Origin of the sequence: Amycolatopsis sp. NPDC051128, from assembly GCF_040682715.1 — a bacterium.
Lineage (GTDB): Bacteria > Actinomycetota > Actinomycetes > Mycobacteriales > Pseudonocardiaceae > Amycolatopsis.
Genome location: NZ_JBFBBN010000093.1, coordinates 1 through 15,661, shown reverse-complemented (window position 1 = coordinate 15,661; position 15,661 = coordinate 1). Strand labels below are relative to the sequence as shown.

18 protein-coding genes are annotated in these 15,661 nt (G+C 72.7%); 12 read left to right on the top strand and 6 right to left on the bottom strand.

The features are described from left to right. Positions 1 to 211: 211 nt before the first annotated feature. The 4 genes from AB0M82_RS45475 to AB0M82_RS45460 all read left to right on the top strand — a co-directional run bounded on the left by AB0M82_RS45475 (position 212) and on the right by AB0M82_RS45460 (position 1,920). The gene (locus tag AB0M82_RS45475; protein ID WP_364736010.1) at positions 212 to 634 is read left to right on the top strand and encodes a hypothetical protein; all 423 of its coding nucleotides are present in this window, start codon (positions 212 to 214) and stop codon (positions 632 to 634) included. A gap of 124 nt (positions 635 to 758) precedes the next feature. Next, positions 759 to 959: a DUF3072 domain-containing protein gene (locus AB0M82_RS45470; RefSeq protein ID WP_364736007.1), complete on the top strand. Its 201-nt coding sequence runs from the start codon at positions 759 to 761 to the stop codon at positions 957 to 959. Positions 960 to 1,422: 463 nt separating this feature from the next. Then, on the top strand, positions 1,423 to 1,704 hold the full coding sequence (locus tag AB0M82_RS45465) for a hypothetical protein (RefSeq protein WP_364736004.1): 282 nt from the start codon (positions 1,423 to 1,425) through the stop codon (positions 1,702 to 1,704). Positions 1,705 to 1,746: 42 nt separating this feature from the next. Next, complete coding sequence (locus tag AB0M82_RS45460) at positions 1,747 to 1,920, top strand: hypothetical protein (protein WP_364736002.1); 174 nt, start codon at positions 1,747 to 1,749, stop codon at positions 1,918 to 1,920. Positions 1,921 to 1,924: 4 nt separating this feature from the next. Here AB0M82_RS45460 and rho read toward each other — a convergent pair whose 3' ends face one another. Further along, complete coding sequence (gene rho / locus AB0M82_RS45455; protein WP_364735999.1) at positions 1,925 to 2,986, bottom strand: transcription termination factor Rho; 1,062 nt, start codon at positions 2,984 to 2,986, stop codon at positions 1,925 to 1,927. Between the two features lie 278 nt (positions 2,987 to 3,264). Here rho and AB0M82_RS45450 point away from each other — a divergent pair, with 278 nt between their 5' ends. Next, the gene (locus tag AB0M82_RS45450) at positions 3,265 to 3,741 is read left to right on the top strand and encodes an ATP-binding protein (protein ID WP_364735996.1); all 477 of its coding nucleotides are present in this window, start codon (positions 3,265 to 3,267) and stop codon (positions 3,739 to 3,741) included. 456 nt (positions 3,742 to 4,197) lie between these two features. On the opposite strand, the gene AB0M82_RS45445 is transcribed toward AB0M82_RS45450, so the two are convergent. Next, positions 4,198 to 4,410, bottom strand: coding sequence for a hypothetical protein (locus tag AB0M82_RS45445; RefSeq protein ID WP_364735993.1), 213 nt, complete (start codon positions 4,408 to 4,410; stop codon positions 4,198 to 4,200). 376 nt (positions 4,411 to 4,786) lie between these two features. Here AB0M82_RS45445 and AB0M82_RS45440 point away from each other — a divergent pair, with 376 nt between their 5' ends. Both AB0M82_RS45440 and AB0M82_RS45435 read left to right on the top strand, forming a co-directional pair. Next, complete coding sequence (locus AB0M82_RS45440) at positions 4,787 to 5,638, top strand: helix-turn-helix transcriptional regulator (protein ID WP_364735990.1); 852 nt, start codon at positions 4,787 to 4,789, stop codon at positions 5,636 to 5,638. Positions 5,639 to 5,717: 79 nt separating this feature from the next. Then, positions 5,718 to 6,437, top strand: coding sequence for an SDR family oxidoreductase (locus AB0M82_RS45435; RefSeq protein WP_364735987.1), 720 nt, complete (start codon positions 5,718 to 5,720; stop codon positions 6,435 to 6,437). A gap of 3 nt (positions 6,438 to 6,440) precedes the next feature. On the opposite strand, the gene AB0M82_RS45430 is transcribed toward AB0M82_RS45435, so the two are convergent. Both AB0M82_RS45430 and AB0M82_RS45425 read right to left on the bottom strand, forming a co-directional pair. Beyond that, positions 6,441 to 7,310 (bottom strand): NAD(P)H-hydrate dehydratase, encoded by an 870-nt coding sequence (locus AB0M82_RS45430; protein WP_364735984.1) that lies wholly within the window; start codon positions 7,308 to 7,310, stop codon positions 6,441 to 6,443. Beyond that, positions 7,288 to 8,007 (bottom strand): histidine phosphatase family protein, encoded by a 720-nt coding sequence (locus AB0M82_RS45425; RefSeq protein ID WP_364735981.1) that lies wholly within the window; start codon positions 8,005 to 8,007, stop codon positions 7,288 to 7,290. The genes AB0M82_RS45430 and AB0M82_RS45425 overlap by 23 nt, the downstream gene beginning before the upstream one ends. Positions 8,008 to 8,185: 178 nt before the next feature. On the opposite strand from AB0M82_RS45425, the gene AB0M82_RS45420 reads away from it, so the two are divergent. Next, complete coding sequence (locus tag AB0M82_RS45420) at positions 8,186 to 9,409, top strand: GAF domain-containing SpoIIE family protein phosphatase (RefSeq protein ID WP_364735978.1); 1,224 nt, start codon at positions 8,186 to 8,188, stop codon at positions 9,407 to 9,409. A gap of 21 nt (positions 9,410 to 9,430) precedes the next feature. Here AB0M82_RS45420 and AB0M82_RS45415 read toward each other — a convergent pair whose 3' ends face one another. After that, positions 9,431 to 9,814 (bottom strand): STAS domain-containing protein, encoded by a 384-nt coding sequence (locus AB0M82_RS45415; protein ID WP_364735975.1) that lies wholly within the window; start codon positions 9,812 to 9,814, stop codon positions 9,431 to 9,433. A gap of 169 nt (positions 9,815 to 9,983) precedes the next feature. Between AB0M82_RS45415 and AB0M82_RS45410 the strand changes: the two genes are divergently transcribed. From AB0M82_RS45410 to AB0M82_RS45400, 3 genes are all read left to right on the top strand, one after another. Then, on the top strand, positions 9,984 to 10,127 hold the full coding sequence (locus AB0M82_RS45410) for a hypothetical protein (RefSeq protein ID WP_364735972.1): 144 nt from the start codon (positions 9,984 to 9,986) through the stop codon (positions 10,125 to 10,127). Further along, positions 10,124 to 10,555, top strand: coding sequence for an ATP-binding protein (locus AB0M82_RS45405; protein ID WP_364735969.1), 432 nt, complete (start codon positions 10,124 to 10,126; stop codon positions 10,553 to 10,555). The genes AB0M82_RS45410 and AB0M82_RS45405 overlap by 4 nt, the downstream gene beginning before the upstream one ends. 428 nt (positions 10,556 to 10,983) lie before the next feature. Beyond that, the gene (locus tag AB0M82_RS45400) at positions 10,984 to 11,715 is read left to right on the top strand and encodes a GAF and ANTAR domain-containing protein (protein ID WP_364735966.1); all 732 of its coding nucleotides are present in this window, start codon (positions 10,984 to 10,986) and stop codon (positions 11,713 to 11,715) included. Positions 11,716 to 11,721: 6 nt separating this feature from the next. Here AB0M82_RS45400 and AB0M82_RS45395 read toward each other — a convergent pair whose 3' ends face one another. After that, positions 11,722 to 12,132, bottom strand: a complete 411-nt coding sequence (locus tag AB0M82_RS45395; protein ID WP_364735963.1) for an ATP-binding protein — start codon at positions 12,130 to 12,132, stop codon at positions 11,722 to 11,724. Between the two features lie 152 nt (positions 12,133 to 12,284). Here AB0M82_RS45395 and AB0M82_RS45390 point away from each other — a divergent pair, with 152 nt between their 5' ends. Continuing rightward, positions 12,285 to 15,551, top strand: coding sequence for a glucodextranase DOMON-like domain-containing protein (locus AB0M82_RS45390; RefSeq protein ID WP_364735960.1), 3,267 nt, complete (start codon positions 12,285 to 12,287; stop codon positions 15,549 to 15,551). Positions 15,552 to 15,661 lie beyond the last annotated feature (110 nt).

Below are 15,661 nucleotides of genomic sequence, written 5' to 3'. Positions count from 1 at the left end.
CGACGTCCGCACCGAGCTGCGCACCCTGACGCCCGGCCCGGACGGCTGGCAGGACACGGCACTGGCCGGCGGGCCCGAGTTCGGCAGCGCGGACGGCCAGTACCTGAAACCGGGCCAATCGGGCCAATCGGGCAGCTCGCTGCCGCAGCCAACTGCCCGGCCTTGCCCGTTCGGGAGGTGTAGAACTCCCGGAACGGGGCACTTTCCGGGCATGGTCGACAAAGACGACACCGCCACGATCGAAGCCGTCGGCAGGGTCACCGAGGCGCTGGAGAAGATCGAGCGGGCCCGCGGGCACCTGTATTCGTTCCACCAGCTGACCGGGAGCGCGGATCTGGCCCTCGGCGACGCCGTGAAGCAACTCGAGAAGGCCGGCCACGAGGACTGGGCACGGCGGATCTCGGAGGAGCTCGTCGGGCTCAACGTGCTCCCCGACCGGTGGACGTTCCAGGTGGTCGAGGAGTACGACGACGGCTACTACAAGGCGTGCCGCGATCTCGAGCGCGAGCTGCTGGCCGACCTCACCGACGGCCGCCGTCACCTGTACGAACAGCAGATGAAGGCGGACCGCCGGACGATCGGGCGGCCGGGCCACGAGAAGGGATCGCCGAGCACCCCATCGGCCGGCGCCTGACCCGCGCCGCTCAGTTGGGTGGCCGCCGACGCTCGCCTCCCTGGCCGGCTTGGCTTGGCCGGCGATTGTCGGACCCCTGGACTACAGTCGAAGTCGACCGAACAGGCGTTCGATGGGAGGAGTCATGACTGATCAGGTCGAGCCGAACCCGGAGAAGGACCCGAGCGACTGGACCACCGGTGACGAGCCGATGACCGGCCCGCAGAAGTCGTATCTGCAGACCCTGGCCCAGGAGGCCGGGGTCGAGGTCCCGGACAACCTCACGAAGGCCGAGGCGTCCGCGCGGATCGACGAACTGCAGCGCACCACCGGGCGAGGCAGCTGAGGGCGGCCGGGGTGGTCGTGCGCGGCTCGCCGGGCTTCGCCGGGCCGATGTCACCGCCGGGGCGCGGTCATCTGGGTCGGGGCGCGGTCACTGGGTTGGGTCGCCGGGGCCGGGACGCGCGGTCACCGAGACCGAGCCACCGGGGTTAAGCGGCGCGGTCACCGGGCTTGACGCCGCCGGGGCCAGGACGCGCGGTCACGAGACCGAGCCACCGAGGCCGGGGCGCAGGCGGCGAGGATCCCGCCTTCGGACACCGGACCACTGCGTCCGCCCGGCGCACTGGCCGAGCACTTGGCTCGCCCCTGCGCACCGAAGTCGTGGGCGAGGTGCGCCGCGCGCCGAAGCCGCTGGTCCCGGCACCGCTGAACCGAATCCGGCGGCGCTGTGCCCGACGCCACGATATTCCGGTCCGGCGCACGGGTAACCGGAATCCAGATGCCCTACTCCCGAAGGAGGACATCCCGTGTACCTGACCGTGCTGCTCGTGACCCTGGCCGGGCTGCTCGTGCTCGGGGCGACTGCCGTCCGCGAGCTGCCGAAGCCCTATCCCCTCACCGCGAAGCGAACTCTCGTCGTGGCCTGGCTGGTGGCCGCCGCCGGGACCGCGTGGTGGTGGGCCGCCGGGCCCGGTGCCGCGCCGCTCGTTGTCGCCGTGGTCGGGTTCGGCTTTCTCGTCGCCACCCTGAACCGGGGACCCGAACGGCCGTCCTATCCGCGCGCCACCCCCTACCAACCGCCTCGGTGACCGGCGCGGTTGGTGGCGCCGGTTCCCGGGTACCACCCGGGAATGTCCCAGCCGAACGAACAACCCGAGATCGCGCGGCCCGGCACCCCGGATCCCGGCCGGGCGGACGACAACCTTTACGAACCCGGCGAAGGCGTACCGCCGGACAGCGTCGATGAAGCCCGTGGCGTCGGGCAAAAGGTGACCGGCGAACTCCGGGAACGCCGCGAAGCCTGAGCCGTCAGGCCGCTTCTGGCAGGGCCGCACCCGTGACGCGGAAGAGGAACTCGGCGTTGGAGCCCGTCTTGCGGAGCTGGTCGAGCAGCTGCTCGATCGCGTGCGGACCCGGCAACGCGCGCCGGACTTCGCGCATCGCGGCGAGTTCGCCCGGTGTGACCAGCAGTTCTTCGCGCCGGGTGCCCGACGCGGCGATGTCGACCGCCGGGAAGATGCGGCGCTCGGCGGTCTTGCGGTCGAGCTTGAGTTCCGCGTTGCCGGTGCTCTTCAGCTCCTCGAAGAACACCGTGTCGGCCAGCGAACCGGTCTCCACCAGCGCGGTGGCGACGATCGTGAGCGACCCGCCGCCCTCGAGGTTCCGGGCGGCGCCGAGGATCCGCTTCATCGGCTGCAACGCGGCCGCGTCGACGCCACCGGACAGCGTCCGGCCGGACGGGCGGGCCGAAAGGTTGTACGCGCGGCCGAGCCGGGTCAGCGAGTCGAGCAGCAGCACGACGTCTTCGCCGCGCTCCACCAGGCGTTTCGCTCGCTCGACGGTGAGTTCCGCCACCGCGACGTGCTCGGCGGGCGGACGGTCGAACGTGGACGCGATCACCTCGCCGCGCACGGTCCGCCGCAGCTCGGTGACCTCCTCCGGACGCTCGTCGGCGAGCAGGACCAGCAACCGGCAGTCCGGGTGGTTGGCCGCGACGCCGTGGCCGATTTCGCTCAGCACGGTGGTTTTCCCGGCTTTCGGTGGCGAAACGACCAGCGCGCGCTGTCCCTTGCCGAGCGGGGTGACGAGGTCGATGACGCGCGACAGCATCCGCGTCGGCGTGGTTTCGAGCAGCAGCCGCCGGTCCGGGTGCACCGGGACGAGGTCGTCGAAGAACGGCCGCGGTTCCGCCGGATCGGCGCCGTTGACGCTGGCGAGCTTTTCGGTGGTGCCGGTGATTTCGTCGCCGGGCCGCAGCCGGTGCTTGCGTACGAACGAAAGCGGCAGGGCGACGTCGTCGGGCGCCGGCCGGTAGCCGGTCCGGACGAAGGGGGTTTTTCCTGATACGTCAAGGATTCCGTGAAAAGACATGGGTGTCTCCTGATGAGGTGACCGGCCTGCGCGAACGGCGTGGCCGGGAATGAGGAAAGAGGCCGATCGGCCTGAATCCGGGAAGCTTCCTCCGGGCGGCCGTGGGGCCGGCATCCGCGAGGAGCGCCTCCACTGTAGCGAGACATTCCGGAAAGCACAACGGGTAGGACCCCGTCGCGGTGGGTAGCCCACCAGAGAAGCATGCCGAAACGGGGGCCATGACGGCCGACCGATGGGAGCGGATCGTGTACCGACAAATCCCGGAATCTGGGGTCGACATGGGCGAGAATACCGACGGCGACCAAGCCGGGACCACGCCACCGCAGCGCGCCGCCGCCGGGGCCGTGGTCGTCTCGACGTTCGAAGAGCTGGCGCCGGCCTTGCCCAACGAGATGGCCGAACTGCGCCGCAAGCTGACCCACTGGCTGGGCGCGCTCCCGCTCGACGCGGAGAGCACGCACGACATCACACTGGCCACGTACGAAGCACTGGCGAACGTGGCAGCGCACGCCTACCCGGACGGTCACGGCTGGGCGCGGCTCCAGGCCTCCCGCGCCGGCGACGCGGTGACGGTGACCGTCACGGACACCGGCTGCGGCATCCCGGCGACCCGTCCCCGCCAGGCGGGCCTGCGCACCTCCGGCGGCCGCGGACTGGTGCTGATCGAGAAGGTGACGGACCAGTCCGACATCGACACGGGCGGCCACGGTACGACGGTCCGGATGACCTGGCGCCCGGCGGCCCTGCGGGCCTGACCCGGATGGCGGCCGGGGGTCACCCGGCAAACAAACGAACATCGCTCGGCAGCGCCCCGAACCCTGACGCCGCCGACCCCGGGTGGCCGAGCATCACCCGGCGAACATCGGCTACGCCTCCGAAACCCTGACGCCCGCCGATCCCTGCGCACCCGACCCGGGTGACGGCCCAGCGCCACCCGGCGAACAAACGAACATCGCTCGGCAGCGCCCCCGAAGCCCCGAAGGACGCAGGGGACTCAGGCTTCACTTGGAACGACCTTCACCCGCAAAGGCTTGGCCGGCAGCGGCTCCACTCAGCTCAGCACCTGGCGCAGCCGCGGTTCGCCTGCGGCGTGCGCCACCTCGGTCATCCGAAGCAAAGAGCAGCCGCGTCTATCCGCCCCCGCCGCGCGGCCTCGACCACCGCCGCACGGCCTTCCCCTCAACCCCCTAAGTGTTCTACCCCACAACCCCTCAAGCCGCGCTGGCCAGCCGCACCAAGCGACTCCGCGGGTACGAAACCAGCTCGCGCTCCTCGTCCGTGGTGAAGATCTCGACGGAGTCCTCCAGCAACTCCGCCGAGTTGACCTGCAACTGCCACGCGGGAAGTCCCGGCGCCGGCTCGTGCCAGAACCACTGGCCCTTGGTCAGCTGGTCCGCCGGGACCGTCGCGTCGTCCGTGTTCATGGGATGAGGCTAGCCGCCACCACCGACAGTTTTCGCACTGCCTCGGCCACCGCCGCACCGCGTGTGACGACGGCCACATCCGGCTCCGTTGTTCCACTGTGGACGACGCCGCTCCGGCGCCTCAGCCCGCCTGACAGCTCAGGCTCGGCCAGGTCCAGTTGCCGTTGTGCTGCACGGTGAAGCCGAAGACGTTGCCGTTCCCGTTGGGCTTGGCGGTCATTCCACTTCTGTCCCACCAGGCGGCGCCGACGTCGTCGTGGTCGCGGGCGGGTCGCGACCCCGGATCGGTCAACGATTATCGAGACGTTTCGCGCTGACCTGAAGGTGGGTGCGGCGCGGCCACCCTGCCCGGCCGGGCCCGGGTTAGCCTCGGATCATGGCCAAGGAGAACGCGCTCGGAGAATTCCTCCGGGCCCGCCGCGCCCAGGTGCGGCCCGAGGATCTCGGGCTGCTCGCCGGCGGCGCACGGCGGGTCACCGGGCTGCGTCGCGAGGAAGTCGCGCTCCTGGCCGGCGTCAGCACGGACTACTACGTGCGGCTGGAGCAGGGCCGGGAGCGGCACCCGTCGGCTCAGGTCGTCGACGCGCTGGCCCGCGGGCTGGCCCTGGACGACGACGCCGCCGCCCACCTGCACCGGCTGGCCGCCCCCGTGCCGGGCGCGCGCCGTCGCGCCCGGCGGCGTGAGCAGGTCAGCCCGAACCTCGTGCGCCTGATGGAGAGCTGGCCGGGCACGCCCGCGGTGATCCTCGACCGCTGCCTGACCGTCCTGGCGCACAACGCGCTGGGCAAGGCGCTGTTCGACGGGCACCGCCACCGCGGCGACCTGGTCCGGCTGGTGTTCCTCGACCCCGACGCGCGCGAGTTCTACCCGGACTGGGAACGCGTCGCCGTCAACACGGTCGGTGGCCTCCGGGCCGCCGCCGGGATCGACCCCGACGACCCCCGGCTGATCGAGACGGTCGGCGAGCTGTCGGTGAAGAGCGAGGCGTTCCGCCGGCTGTGGGCCCGGCACGACATCCGGCAGAAGACGCACGAAACCAAGCGGTTCCACCACCGGCTGGCCGGCGAGCTCGTCCTGAGCTACGAGGCGCTGACGGTGAACAGCGCGCCCGGCCGGCAGCTGATCGTGTACCAGGCCGAGCCGGGCAGCCCGTCGGAGGCGGCACTGGCCCTGCTGGGCAGCCTCACCGCCGAAAGCGCGCAGGCGCCGGAGAACCTCCGCCGCTGAGGCGCGCGCTCTTCCCGAATCCACCATGGACGGGCGGTTCACCCTGCCCGGAAACCTCCCCCCACGAAAGGAAAGCTCCGTGAAGACCGTCCTCATCACCGGCGCCAGCAGTGGCATCGGGCACGCCACCGCGCTGCGCCTGGCCGCCGAAGGCCACCACGTCGTGCTCGGCGCCCGGCGGGAAGACCGGCTGGCCGCACTGGCGAAGGAGATCCGCCACGCGGGCGGCACCGCGGACGTGCACCGCCTGGACGTCACCGACCGCGCGGACGTCGCCGCGTTCGCCGACGCCGCCGTGCGGGTGCACGGCCGGCTCGACGTGTTCGTCGCGAACGCCGGCGTGATGCCGTTGTCCCGCCTGGACTCGCTGCTCGTCGACGAGTGGGACCGGATGATCGACGTCAACGTCCGCGGCCTGCTGCACGGGATCGCCGCGGCCCTGCCGCACTTCCGGCGGCAGGGGCACGGGCACTTCGTGACGATCGCCTCCACCGGCGCGCACGAAGTGGTGCCGACGGCCGCGGTCTACTGCGGCACGAAGTACGCGGCCCGGGCGATCACCGAAGGCCTGCGCCTCGAAGCCGACCCCGGCATCCGCGTCACGACGGTCTCGCCGGGCGTCGTCGAATCCGAACTGGCCGACACCATCACCGAACCGGGCGCCAGGGAAGCGATGCGGGCCTACCGCGCGGTTTCCCTCCCGCCGGACACCATCGCCGGCGCCGTCTCGTACGCGATCGGCCAGCCCGACGGCGTGGACGTCAACGAACTGGTCGTGCGACCGGCCGCACAGCGATGACGCTCAGCGCTCCAGCTCGGCGATGACCCGCGGGATCTCCGCCACGAGCTCCCGCGCCAGCAGCCCCGTGCTCCCGGTGTCCGGGATCAGCCGCTGGCCGGCCACGGCGTGGACGTGCGTCGCCCAGCAGGCCGCCTGGTCGAGGGCGGCGCCGCGGGCGAGGAAGCCGCCGGTCAGCCCGGCCAGCACGTCACCGCTCCCGGACGTCGCCAGTCCGACGTGGCCGCTCCCGTCCCGCCAGGTGCGGCCGCCAGGCTCGGCGACCACACCCATGAGCAGCACGACACCCTGGTAGCGGCCGGCGATCCGGATCGCGGTTTCCCGGTCGTCGACGTCCTTTTCCTCGCAGCCGTCGAGGAACGCGGCTTCGGTCCGGTTCGGCGTGAGGAGCAGCCGGCCCGCGAGCGGCTCGGCCAGGTCCGGCGCCCGGCTCAGCGCGCCGAGCGCGAAGGCGTCGAGCACCACCCGGGCGTCCGGCGCGATGGCGGGGATCAGGCGCCGCAACAGGTCCTCGGTTTCGGCGGCGCCGGTGAGGCCGGGACCGACCACGACGGTGCCGGCCCCGGGCAGCACGTCCGCCAGCCGGTCCACGGCGCCGTCGGCGATCGCGCCGGAAGCCGTCTCCGGCAGGCCGAACACCGACGACTCGGGCACGGACACGCCGATAGCCGTCGCGTGCCGTTCGCTGACCGCCAGCTGCAGCGTGCCGGCCCCGGCGCGCAGGGCGGCGGTCCCGGACAGCGCCGGCGCCCCCGGCACGGCCCGGGCGCCGCCGATGACGAGCACGGTGCCGCGGTCCTCGACGCCGATCCGCCTGTCCCGCAGCAGGGCCGGGCTGATCGGCGCCGGGTCAGGAGAGCTGCTGCGCGGCATCGTCGTCCGCCGTCGGCGGGGTCGCCGTGGCGTGCAGGTGGCCGACCTCCTGGGCGAGGACCATGGTGAACCCGCCGTCGCGGTCGCGTTCCCAGGCGGTCACGGAGCCGTTCGGGACCTCGGTGCCGGCGGCGACGCGCATGAGGTCGGGCTCCGGCAGTCCTTCGAGGAGGTAGCGCAGGGCGAAGACCGTCATCTCGTGCGCGGACAGCAGCACACGCGCGCCGGGGCGCCGCGCGCTCAGCTCGGCCAGCAGCGACCGCAGCCGCAGCACGACGTCGGCCCAGGACTCACCGCCCGGTGGCCGGTAGTAGAACTTGCCCAGCCGCCGCTTGCGCCGCAGCTCGTCCGGCCAGCGTTCGCGGACTCCGTGTGAGGTCAACAGGTCCAGCACGCCGAGCTCCCGGTCGCGCAGCCGTTCGTCCGGCACGATCTCGACCCCGTCCGGCGTGGCGAGCCGGGCGGTGTCCCAGGCCCGGCGGTAGGTCGAGGTGACCACGAGGTCCGGCGGACGCGCCGCGAGGAACTCGCCCGCGGCCTTCGCCTGCTCCCGCCCCAGGTCGGTCAGCGGCACGTCGGCGTCGCGCTCGGCGACGTCGATCACGTCCGCTCCCGCCGACTCCGCCTCTTCCCGTGCCACGTTCCCGGTGCTCTGGCCGTGCCGCAGCACGCCCACCCATTCCAAGTCGACACTCACGCCGGCCTGGTTACCCCGGGAGACCCGCCGTCGAAACCCGGGATGGTCAGGCCCGCGAGTTGCCGATCCGGCCAAAAGCGGCCGACCCCGGGGCGGCACGCAACCGTTGATACGAAGCCATTCGGCCGTACTGTGGTCGGATTGGTAACGATCGGCACAGTACGGCTATCGTCTGTCCATGTCGCGAAGTCTCGACGCCCAGGACCGGCTGCAGCAGCTGGAAACGATCATCGGCGACCCGACGGGCCACCTCGGGCTCGCCGAGCTGCTCACCGAAACGCTGCGGCGCCTGCGCGAGGTCATGGAGGTCGACACCGCGACCGTGCTGCGCTACCAGACCAGTGCCCGCCAGCTCGTGGCCTTCGCGGCGGCCGGCATCGAAGAGGAAGTCCACCAGGGCGTGCAGGTGCCGGTGGGCAGCGGGTTCGCCGGCCGGGTCGCGCTCGAGCGGGCCCCGGTGGTCCTCGACCACGTCGACGAAACGACCGTCGTGAACTCGCTCCTCTGGGAACGGGGGCTGCGCTCCATGCTCGGCGTGCCCATGATCGCCGGTGGCGAGCTCGTCGGGGTGCTGCACGTCGGTTCCGTCGAGTCCCGGCAGTTCGGCGAGTCCGAAGTCGGCACCATGCAGCTGCTCGCCGACCGCCTCGCCATGGCGATCCAGATGGAGGCGCTCGAGGAGAACCGCACCGCCACCATGGCGCTGCAGCGCAGCCTGCTGCCGAGCAGGCTGCCGGACGTGCCCGGCCTGGCCTTCGGCGCCCGGTACGTGCCCGGCGCGGAAACCGGCCTCGGCGGCGACTGGTACGACCTGTTCACCCTGCCGGGCGACCGGCTCGGCGTCGTGATGGGCGACGTCTCCGGGCACGGCCTCGAGGCCGCAGTGATCATGGGACGGCTGCGCAGCGCCCTGCGCGCCTACGCCCTCGACTGCGAGAGCCCGGCCGAAGTGCTCGGCAAGCTCGACCGCAAGGCCAACCACTTCGAGCACGGCGCGATGGCCACCGTCGCCTACGGGATCATCGGCCCGAGCCGGGAGGCGCTGACGCTGTCCCTCGCCGGCCACCTGCCCCCGGTGCTGGCCCGGCCCGGCGGGCCGGGCCGGCTGGTGGACGTTCCCGCCGATCCGCCGATCGGGCTGACCATCGGGCAGCCCGAACGGCGCACGACCGTGATCGACCTGCCACCGGGCGCGGTGCTCGCGCTCTACACCGACGGGCTGGTCGAGCGGCGGGACCGGCCGGTCGACACCGGCATGCGGATGCTGGCGGAATCGTTACGGGCCGGGGAACCCGAGCGCGTCTGCGCGCGGGTGATGGCCACGATGATCGGCAACCGGCCGGCCCAGGACGACGTCGCCCTGCTCGCGATCCACCGCTGGGCCGTCCCGGCCGAGAGCTGACCGCGGCCGCGGCGATCCTGGTCAGGGCGCGTTCAGCGCCGCCTCCCGCGTCGGGAACAGCGAGAGACTCTCCTCGAGCCCGGTCAGCTGGATCGGGCGCAGCGTCGCCCGGCCGGCCGCGACGATCCGCACCGCGGTGCCGGAGCCGGCGTTGCGGTGGATGGTGAGCAACGCGGTCAGCCCGGGCGAGGCGAGGAACTCGACCCCGCTCAGATCGACCACCAGCACCGCCGGCGCCGCCGCCAGTGCCTCGTCGGCGGCCTCGAGGAGGGCGGGGGCGGTGGTCGTGTCCACGTCCCCGGCCACCTCGACGACGATCGCGCCGGACTGCTCCGAACGGGCGATCCGGAACTCGCCGAATGGCACAGCGGTGGTCGAGCCCTCAGTGTGGGTGTGGTCGGTCATGGCGTATCTCCCCGCCTTCGGCGGCCCCACCGGAACTTCCGGTGGGCGCGCGTGGTCACGAAGGCTGTTTGCTCAACCGATCCCAATCATGCCTGCCCGGACGATCCGCCGCCGTGTCAGCACCCCGCCCGGCTTTCCGCGACGCCCTCGAACAGGCAGGATGGACGCCATGGCCGAAACGGAAGCGCTCGGCGACGCGGTGAGCGTCCGCCCGGGCAGCGCGCCAGGGCAGATCGGTGAGGCGCGGGGCGTCGGCCGGAAATTTCCCCACCGCACCACCAGTTTTCCGGTCTGCGGAGAGGACGGCACATGACGGACTCCCTCCCGCCCGGTGCGCCCGCGCCCCTGGCTTCGTTCCACCGGCGCACCGCCGCGGTGGCGGACCGGCTGCCGGAACTGCGCCATGCGCTCGCCGGGTGGCTGGGCACGCTCGGCCTGGACACCGAACAGCAGGAGGACGTCGTCCTCGCCGGTTACGAAGCGATGGCCAACGCCGCCGAGCACGCCTACCGCGGGCGGGCCGTGGGCCCGGTCGAGGTCCGCGCCGAAGCACTGCACGGACAGCTCACCGTGACGGTCACCGACTACGGCTCCTGGTGCCCGCCGGCCGAGACGAGCGGGCCGCCGGGCCGCGGGCTGCGGCTCATCGACAGCCTCGCCGGCCACAGCGCGAAGGTGCTCCGCGAGGACGGCACGACGGTCACGATGACCTGGCTGCCGGACGGCGCCACACCGCTCTGAGCTGCGCGAAGTCGGCCCCGGCACACCGACCCGGCGCCGTCTCGCACGCGCGGCGAGCGAAGGAGGCTCAAATCTCCGTGCTGTTCGACCGGAGCGGCGCGCACGACCTGCGGCTGGTGGCGCCGGGCTGCTCGACCGCGTGCTCCGGGTCGCCGGGCTCACCGAGGTCGCGAAAGTGATGATCCGCTGAGCGGTTGTCCGGCGGCCCATCGGGTACGCCGGGCGCAGCGACGGTCGCGGGGTGGGTTGTGCCGCGGGTCGTCGTGAGGTGGTTCACGGCACCAACCCACGACGTTCAGCAGCGAGCGCCGTGCCGGAGCCACCGCCCCGGGAGTTGCGGAAGACGCGCCACACGCGGGTAAGGTTTTGCCGTTCCGTTGAAGCAGCAGCGGTTCGTTCGACCGCAGCATCCGGGACGGAGATGATCAGTGACCGGTGAGCCGATTCTGTCCGAGCACCTCGACGAGCTGACCGCCGCCATGGCGGATCTCACCCAGGCGCTGGAGAACGAGCCCGTCGAGGCGGAGATCCTCGACGCTGTCTGCGCCGATGCCGTCCGCGCCGTTCCCGGCGCCGACATGGCCAGTATCACCGCGATCCGGGACGGCAAGCCGGAGACCGCGGCTTCCACCGACGACCGCGCGGTCGAGATCGATCGCGTCCAGTACGCGGCGGACGAAGGTCCGTGCCTGCGGGCGGCGGAGACCGGCGAGATCGTCCGGGTGCCGCTGATCACCGCGGGGCAGGCGTGGCCCGAGTTCACCGCGCACGCCCGCAGCCTCGGCGTCGGCAGCTACCTCGCCGCGCCACTGCGCGTCGACGAGCACCTCTCCGGAGCGCTCAACCTCTTCGGCTACGGCGACCACGGGTTCGCCGAGGCCGACTCGCAGCTGCTGCGGCTGTACACCACGATCGTCTCGTTCGGACTGCGCACCACGCGGCGCTACCACCAGGCCCGCCGCCGGGCCGCCGACCTCGAGGCGGCGATGCGGACGCGGGCCGTGATCGAGCAGGCCAAGGGCATCCTGATGGCCGTGCACCGCATCTCCGCGGACGACGCCATGAAGCGCCTCGTCGCGGAATCGCAGCACACCAACGTGAAGCTCCGGGACGTCGCGGCCCGGTTCGTCGAAGAACTGTCCTCGGACTCTCCCGGCTGACCGGGCTCAGGCGCTGCTGCGGGCCGGGAACGGCCAGGTGAGCGTCATGACGGTGCCGTCGTCGGTCGAGCGGAGGTCGAGCCCGTCGACCAGGGCCTGGATCAGGCGCAGCCCGCGGCCGCCGTCGGCGCGCTCCACCACCGACTCCCAGCGGCCCTGGTCGGCGATGGTGACGATCAGCACCTCCTCGTCGATCCGGGCGCGGACGTCGATCAGCCCGGGCCGGCCCCGGTAGGCGTGGCCGAGCACGTTGGCCATCGCTTCCCAGCAGGCCAGGACGACGTCGTCGGCCTGGCGCCCGACCTCGTCGCCGGCGCGTCGCCGCAGCCACGACACGAGGTGCCGGCGCAGGCTCGGCAGCGTGCGCGGCGAAATCGTGCCGCGGTACCGCCAGCCGTCCGATTCCGGCTCTTCCACGTTCACCTCCCCGGGGGACTGTCGGTTTGCTACCCACCTCGCCGGATTCTCAATCACCGGTAAGGCCCACACCGTCGTCCGGGGGCCCGGACGTCACAGCGTGCTGCCGTTCGGGCCTGGTGCGCCCGGGGCGATCGTGATCGGATGGGCCGATGACTCGGTCGACGTCGTCCGTGGTGCTGTGCGCGGTGCTGGCCGCGACCCTCCTGCCCGCTCCCGCCTGGGGAGACCCCGCCGCCGATCCCGGACCCGGCGCCGTCTCGCACTTCGGCCTGGCCCGCAAGGACTGCCTGGGCACCGCCCGGAACACGACGAGCAAGGCGTGGTTCACCGTGGCCGGTGGCGTGCTGTCCGACGTCTACGCGCCGGTGATCGACAACACGAACGTCGAGACGCTGCAGTTCGCCGTCACGGACGGGCGCAGCTTCACCGACTTCCAAGCGCGTGACATGACCTACACCGTCGCCACGAGCGCGGGCGGGATGGCCTGCGAGGTGACGTCGACCGCGCGCAGCGGCAAGTACCGGCTGGTCACCGAGTACCTGGCCGACCCGGTCCGGACCGGGGTGCTCATCCGGACCCGGCTGGAACCGCTCCGGGACTCCGGCCGGGACCTGAAGGTCTACGTGCGGTTCGACGCGAGCGTCAACGGCAACGGCGGCGGCGGCCCGGCCAACGGCGGCGGCGACACCGCCACGGTCGACGCGGCGACGTCCGCGCTGGTCAGCGCCGACGCGAACACGGTGTCCAGCGCGCCGGCCCGCGACTACGGCACCCCGCTGGCCGCCGCGCTGCGCGCCGACCGGCGGTTCCTGACCACCGCCAGCGGCTACGCGGGCACCGCGGGTGACGGGCTGGCCCAGCTGGACCGCGACCACCGGCTCACCGACACCACGCCGTCGGCGGTGAACGGCAACGTCGTGCAGACCGCGCGGCTGGACCTCCAGCCGCGCCGCCCGGCCGTGCTGGCGCTCGGGTTCGGCGCCGACGCGCGGGCCGCCGTCGCCACGGCCGGCGCGAGCCTGCGCACGCCGTTCGACCAGAGCTACCGCGAGTACGCTCGCCAGTGGCGTGACTACGACAATGGGCTGATCCCCTTACGCGGCAAGGATTCCGACGCGTATCTCCAGTCGGTCAACGTCCTGAAGGCCAGTGAGGACAAGACGTTCCCCGGCGCGGTCGTCGCTTCGCTGGGCAGCCCGTGGGGGCAGGCGGTCTCCGCCGGGGACGCGCCCGGTGGCAAGCCGGTGTACTTCGGGTCCTACCGCGAGATCTTCGCCCGTGACCTGTACGAAAGCTTCTCCGGCCTGCTCGCCGCCGGCGACCGCGAGACCGCGCGGGCGAGCGTGCGGTGGCTGTTCGCCCGCCAGCAGCAGCCGGACGGCCGGTTCCCGCGCAACTCGCTGCTCAACGGCGAGAAGGCGCCCGACTCGGGTGGCGACCAGCTCGACGAGAGCGCGTACCCGATCCTGATGGCGTTGCAGGCCGGGCTGGACCGCGATCGCCCGCTCTACACCGACCACATCCGCGCGGCCGCGGACTTCGTCGTCGCGCACGGCCCGGCGTTCGGCTCGGAGCGCTGGGAGGAACAGGGCGGCTACTCCCCCTCGACGATCGCCGCCGAGATCGCCGGGCTCGTCGCCGCCGGCGTGATCGCCGACCGCAACGGCGACCCGGCGCGCGCCCGCGTCTACCGCGCCACCGCCGACCACTTCCAGCGGAGCGTCAAGGGCTGGACCGTGACTTCCACCGGCCCGTACGGCGGCCGGTACTTCCTGCGCCTGACCAAGAACGGCGCCCCGGACTCGGAATGGTTCTACAACCTCGGCAACGGCTCGGTCGACGCCGACCAGCGCGCGGTGGTCGACGCCGGGTTCCTCGAGCTGACCCGCCTCGGCGTGCTGCCGGCGAACGACCCGGACGTCGCCGCGTCGCTCGGCGTCGTGGACCGGGTGATCAAGCGGGACACTCCCGCCGGGCCGGGCTGGTACCGCTACGGAACTTCGGCGCCGGGCAGCGAGGACGGCTACGGCGACTGCTACGAACCGGACCCGACGAACTGCGGCCCGAGCGGTGCGCCGTGGCCGTCGACGAACAGCGGGTCCGGGCACCTGTGGCCGGTGCTCGCCGGCGAACGCGGCGAGCAGGCCGTGCAGACCGGCGACCGGGCGGGCGCGGCGTCGTTGCTCCGGGCGATGCGAGCCCAGACCGGCGGCACCGGGCTGATTCCCGAGCAGGTGTGGGAAAACCCGGCGCTGCCCGCGTCGCCGTACGGCGCGGACCCGCGCACGGCGTCGATCGGCTTCACGCCGGGGCAGTCCGTCGGCTCGGTGGCGCCGCTGAGCTGGGCGCAGTCGCAGTCGGTGCGGCTGGCCAGGGCCCTCGACGACGGCCGGCTGCCCGAGCAGCCCGCCGAAGTCCGCTCGCGGTACGTCTCCGCCCCGCCTGCTTTGACTGTCACGCTCGACGCGCCCTCGTCGGTGTCGACGGCGACCGCCGCGGTCACCGGCACCGCGCCCGCCGGCAGCCGGGTCGACCTCGCCGTTTCGGCCACGGACGCGGGAACCACTTCGGTGCTGTCGGTGCGGGCTTCCGCGGCGGGGACGTTCGCCGCGACGGTGCCGACGCCGCTCGGCGCGAACGTCGTCACCGCGGCCGCCACCACCGGTTCCGGCACCGGCTACGCCCAGAAGACGATCAGCTCGGACTTCGTCACCGGCACCGTGCTGCTGGACACCGCCGACCCGGACGGCGACGACAACGGGCCCGGCACGTACACCTACCCGACGGCGGGCGACTTCCACGCCGGCGCGTTCGACCTGCGGCGGTTCCAGGTCATCGACTCGGGTTCCCAGCTGGTGTTCCGGGCGCAGGTCCGCGACCTTTCGCCGACGTTCGGCTCGCCGATGGGCGCGCAGCTGCTGACGATCTACGCGCACGACCCGGCCGCGACGGCGACGTCGACCGCGGCGCCGTTCCCGAGCCGGGCGTACACGATCGCGCCGCAGGACGCGTGGAGCCGGCGCGTCGAGGTCCAGGGCTTCGCCGAACCGGCGCTGGTCGACGCTTCGGGCGCTTCGCTGGCGACGCCGTCGGTGCAGGCTTCGCAGGCGACGCGGTACATCACGATCAGCGTGGCGAAGCAGGCGCTGGGGACGCCGGGTCCGGGCTGGACGTTCGCGGTGGTGCTCACCGGTCAGGACGGCAACTCCCCCGACCAGGCCCGGCCGTTCACGCCGACGGCGGGCCAGTACACGTTCGGCCTCTGCGCGGCCGGGGGCACGGCGCCGATCTGCGCCGCGGACCCGGCGACGGCGCCGAAGGCGTTCGACGTGCTCACCCCGGCCGGCGTGGACCAGGCGGCCGAGCTCGACCCGACCCGCGGGCCGGTCTCGGTGCGCGGCGTTCCGGTGGGCTGACGCCGGGGGTCCAAACGCCCCAATGAGGTTTTCTCAGTAGGGCTGTGGGGTGTGTTGGTGCTGAAGTGAGGCGTGGGGTCCCTGGTAGGACTGGATTTGCGAAGATCAAG

Bases quoted from the DNA above. Each gene is read 5' to 3' on its own strand.
- AB0M82_RS45475 (WP_364736010.1), top strand. From the start codon at position 212: ATGGTCGACAAAGACGACACCGCCACGATCGAAGCCGTCGGCAGGGTC.
- AB0M82_RS45470 (WP_364736007.1), top strand. From the start codon at position 759: ATGACTGATCAGGTCGAGCCGAACCCGGAGAAGGACCCGAGCGACTGG.
- AB0M82_RS45460 (WP_364736002.1), top strand. From the start codon at position 1,747: ATGTCCCAGCCGAACGAACAACCCGAGATCGCGCGGCCCGGCACCCCG.
- rho (WP_364735999.1), bottom strand. From the start codon at position 2,986: ATGTCTTTTCACGGAATCCTTGACGTATCAGGAAAAACCCCCTTCGTC.
- AB0M82_RS45450 (WP_364735996.1), top strand. From the start codon at position 3,265: ATGGGCGAGAATACCGACGGCGACCAAGCCGGGACCACGCCACCGCAG.
- AB0M82_RS45445 (WP_364735993.1), bottom strand. From the start codon at position 4,410: ATGAACACGGACGACGCGACGGTCCCGGCGGACCAGCTGACCAAGGGC.
- AB0M82_RS45440 (WP_364735990.1), top strand. From the start codon at position 4,787: ATGGCCAAGGAGAACGCGCTCGGAGAATTCCTCCGGGCCCGCCGCGCC.
- AB0M82_RS45430 (WP_364735984.1), bottom strand. From the start codon at position 7,310: ATGCCGCGCAGCAGCTCTCCTGACCCGGCGCCGATCAGCCCGGCCCTG.
- AB0M82_RS45420 (WP_364735978.1), top strand. From the start codon at position 8,186: ATGTCGCGAAGTCTCGACGCCCAGGACCGGCTGCAGCAGCTGGAAACG.
- AB0M82_RS45415 (WP_364735975.1), bottom strand. From the start codon at position 9,814: ATGACCGACCACACCCACACTGAGGGCTCGACCACCGCTGTGCCATTC.
- AB0M82_RS45410 (WP_364735972.1), top strand. From the start codon at position 9,984: ATGGCCGAAACGGAAGCGCTCGGCGACGCGGTGAGCGTCCGCCCGGGC.
- AB0M82_RS45405 (WP_364735969.1), top strand. From the start codon at position 10,124: ATGACGGACTCCCTCCCGCCCGGTGCGCCCGCGCCCCTGGCTTCGTTC.
- AB0M82_RS45390 (WP_364735960.1), top strand. From the start codon at position 12,285: ATGACTCGGTCGACGTCGTCCGTGGTGCTGTGCGCGGTGCTGGCCGCG.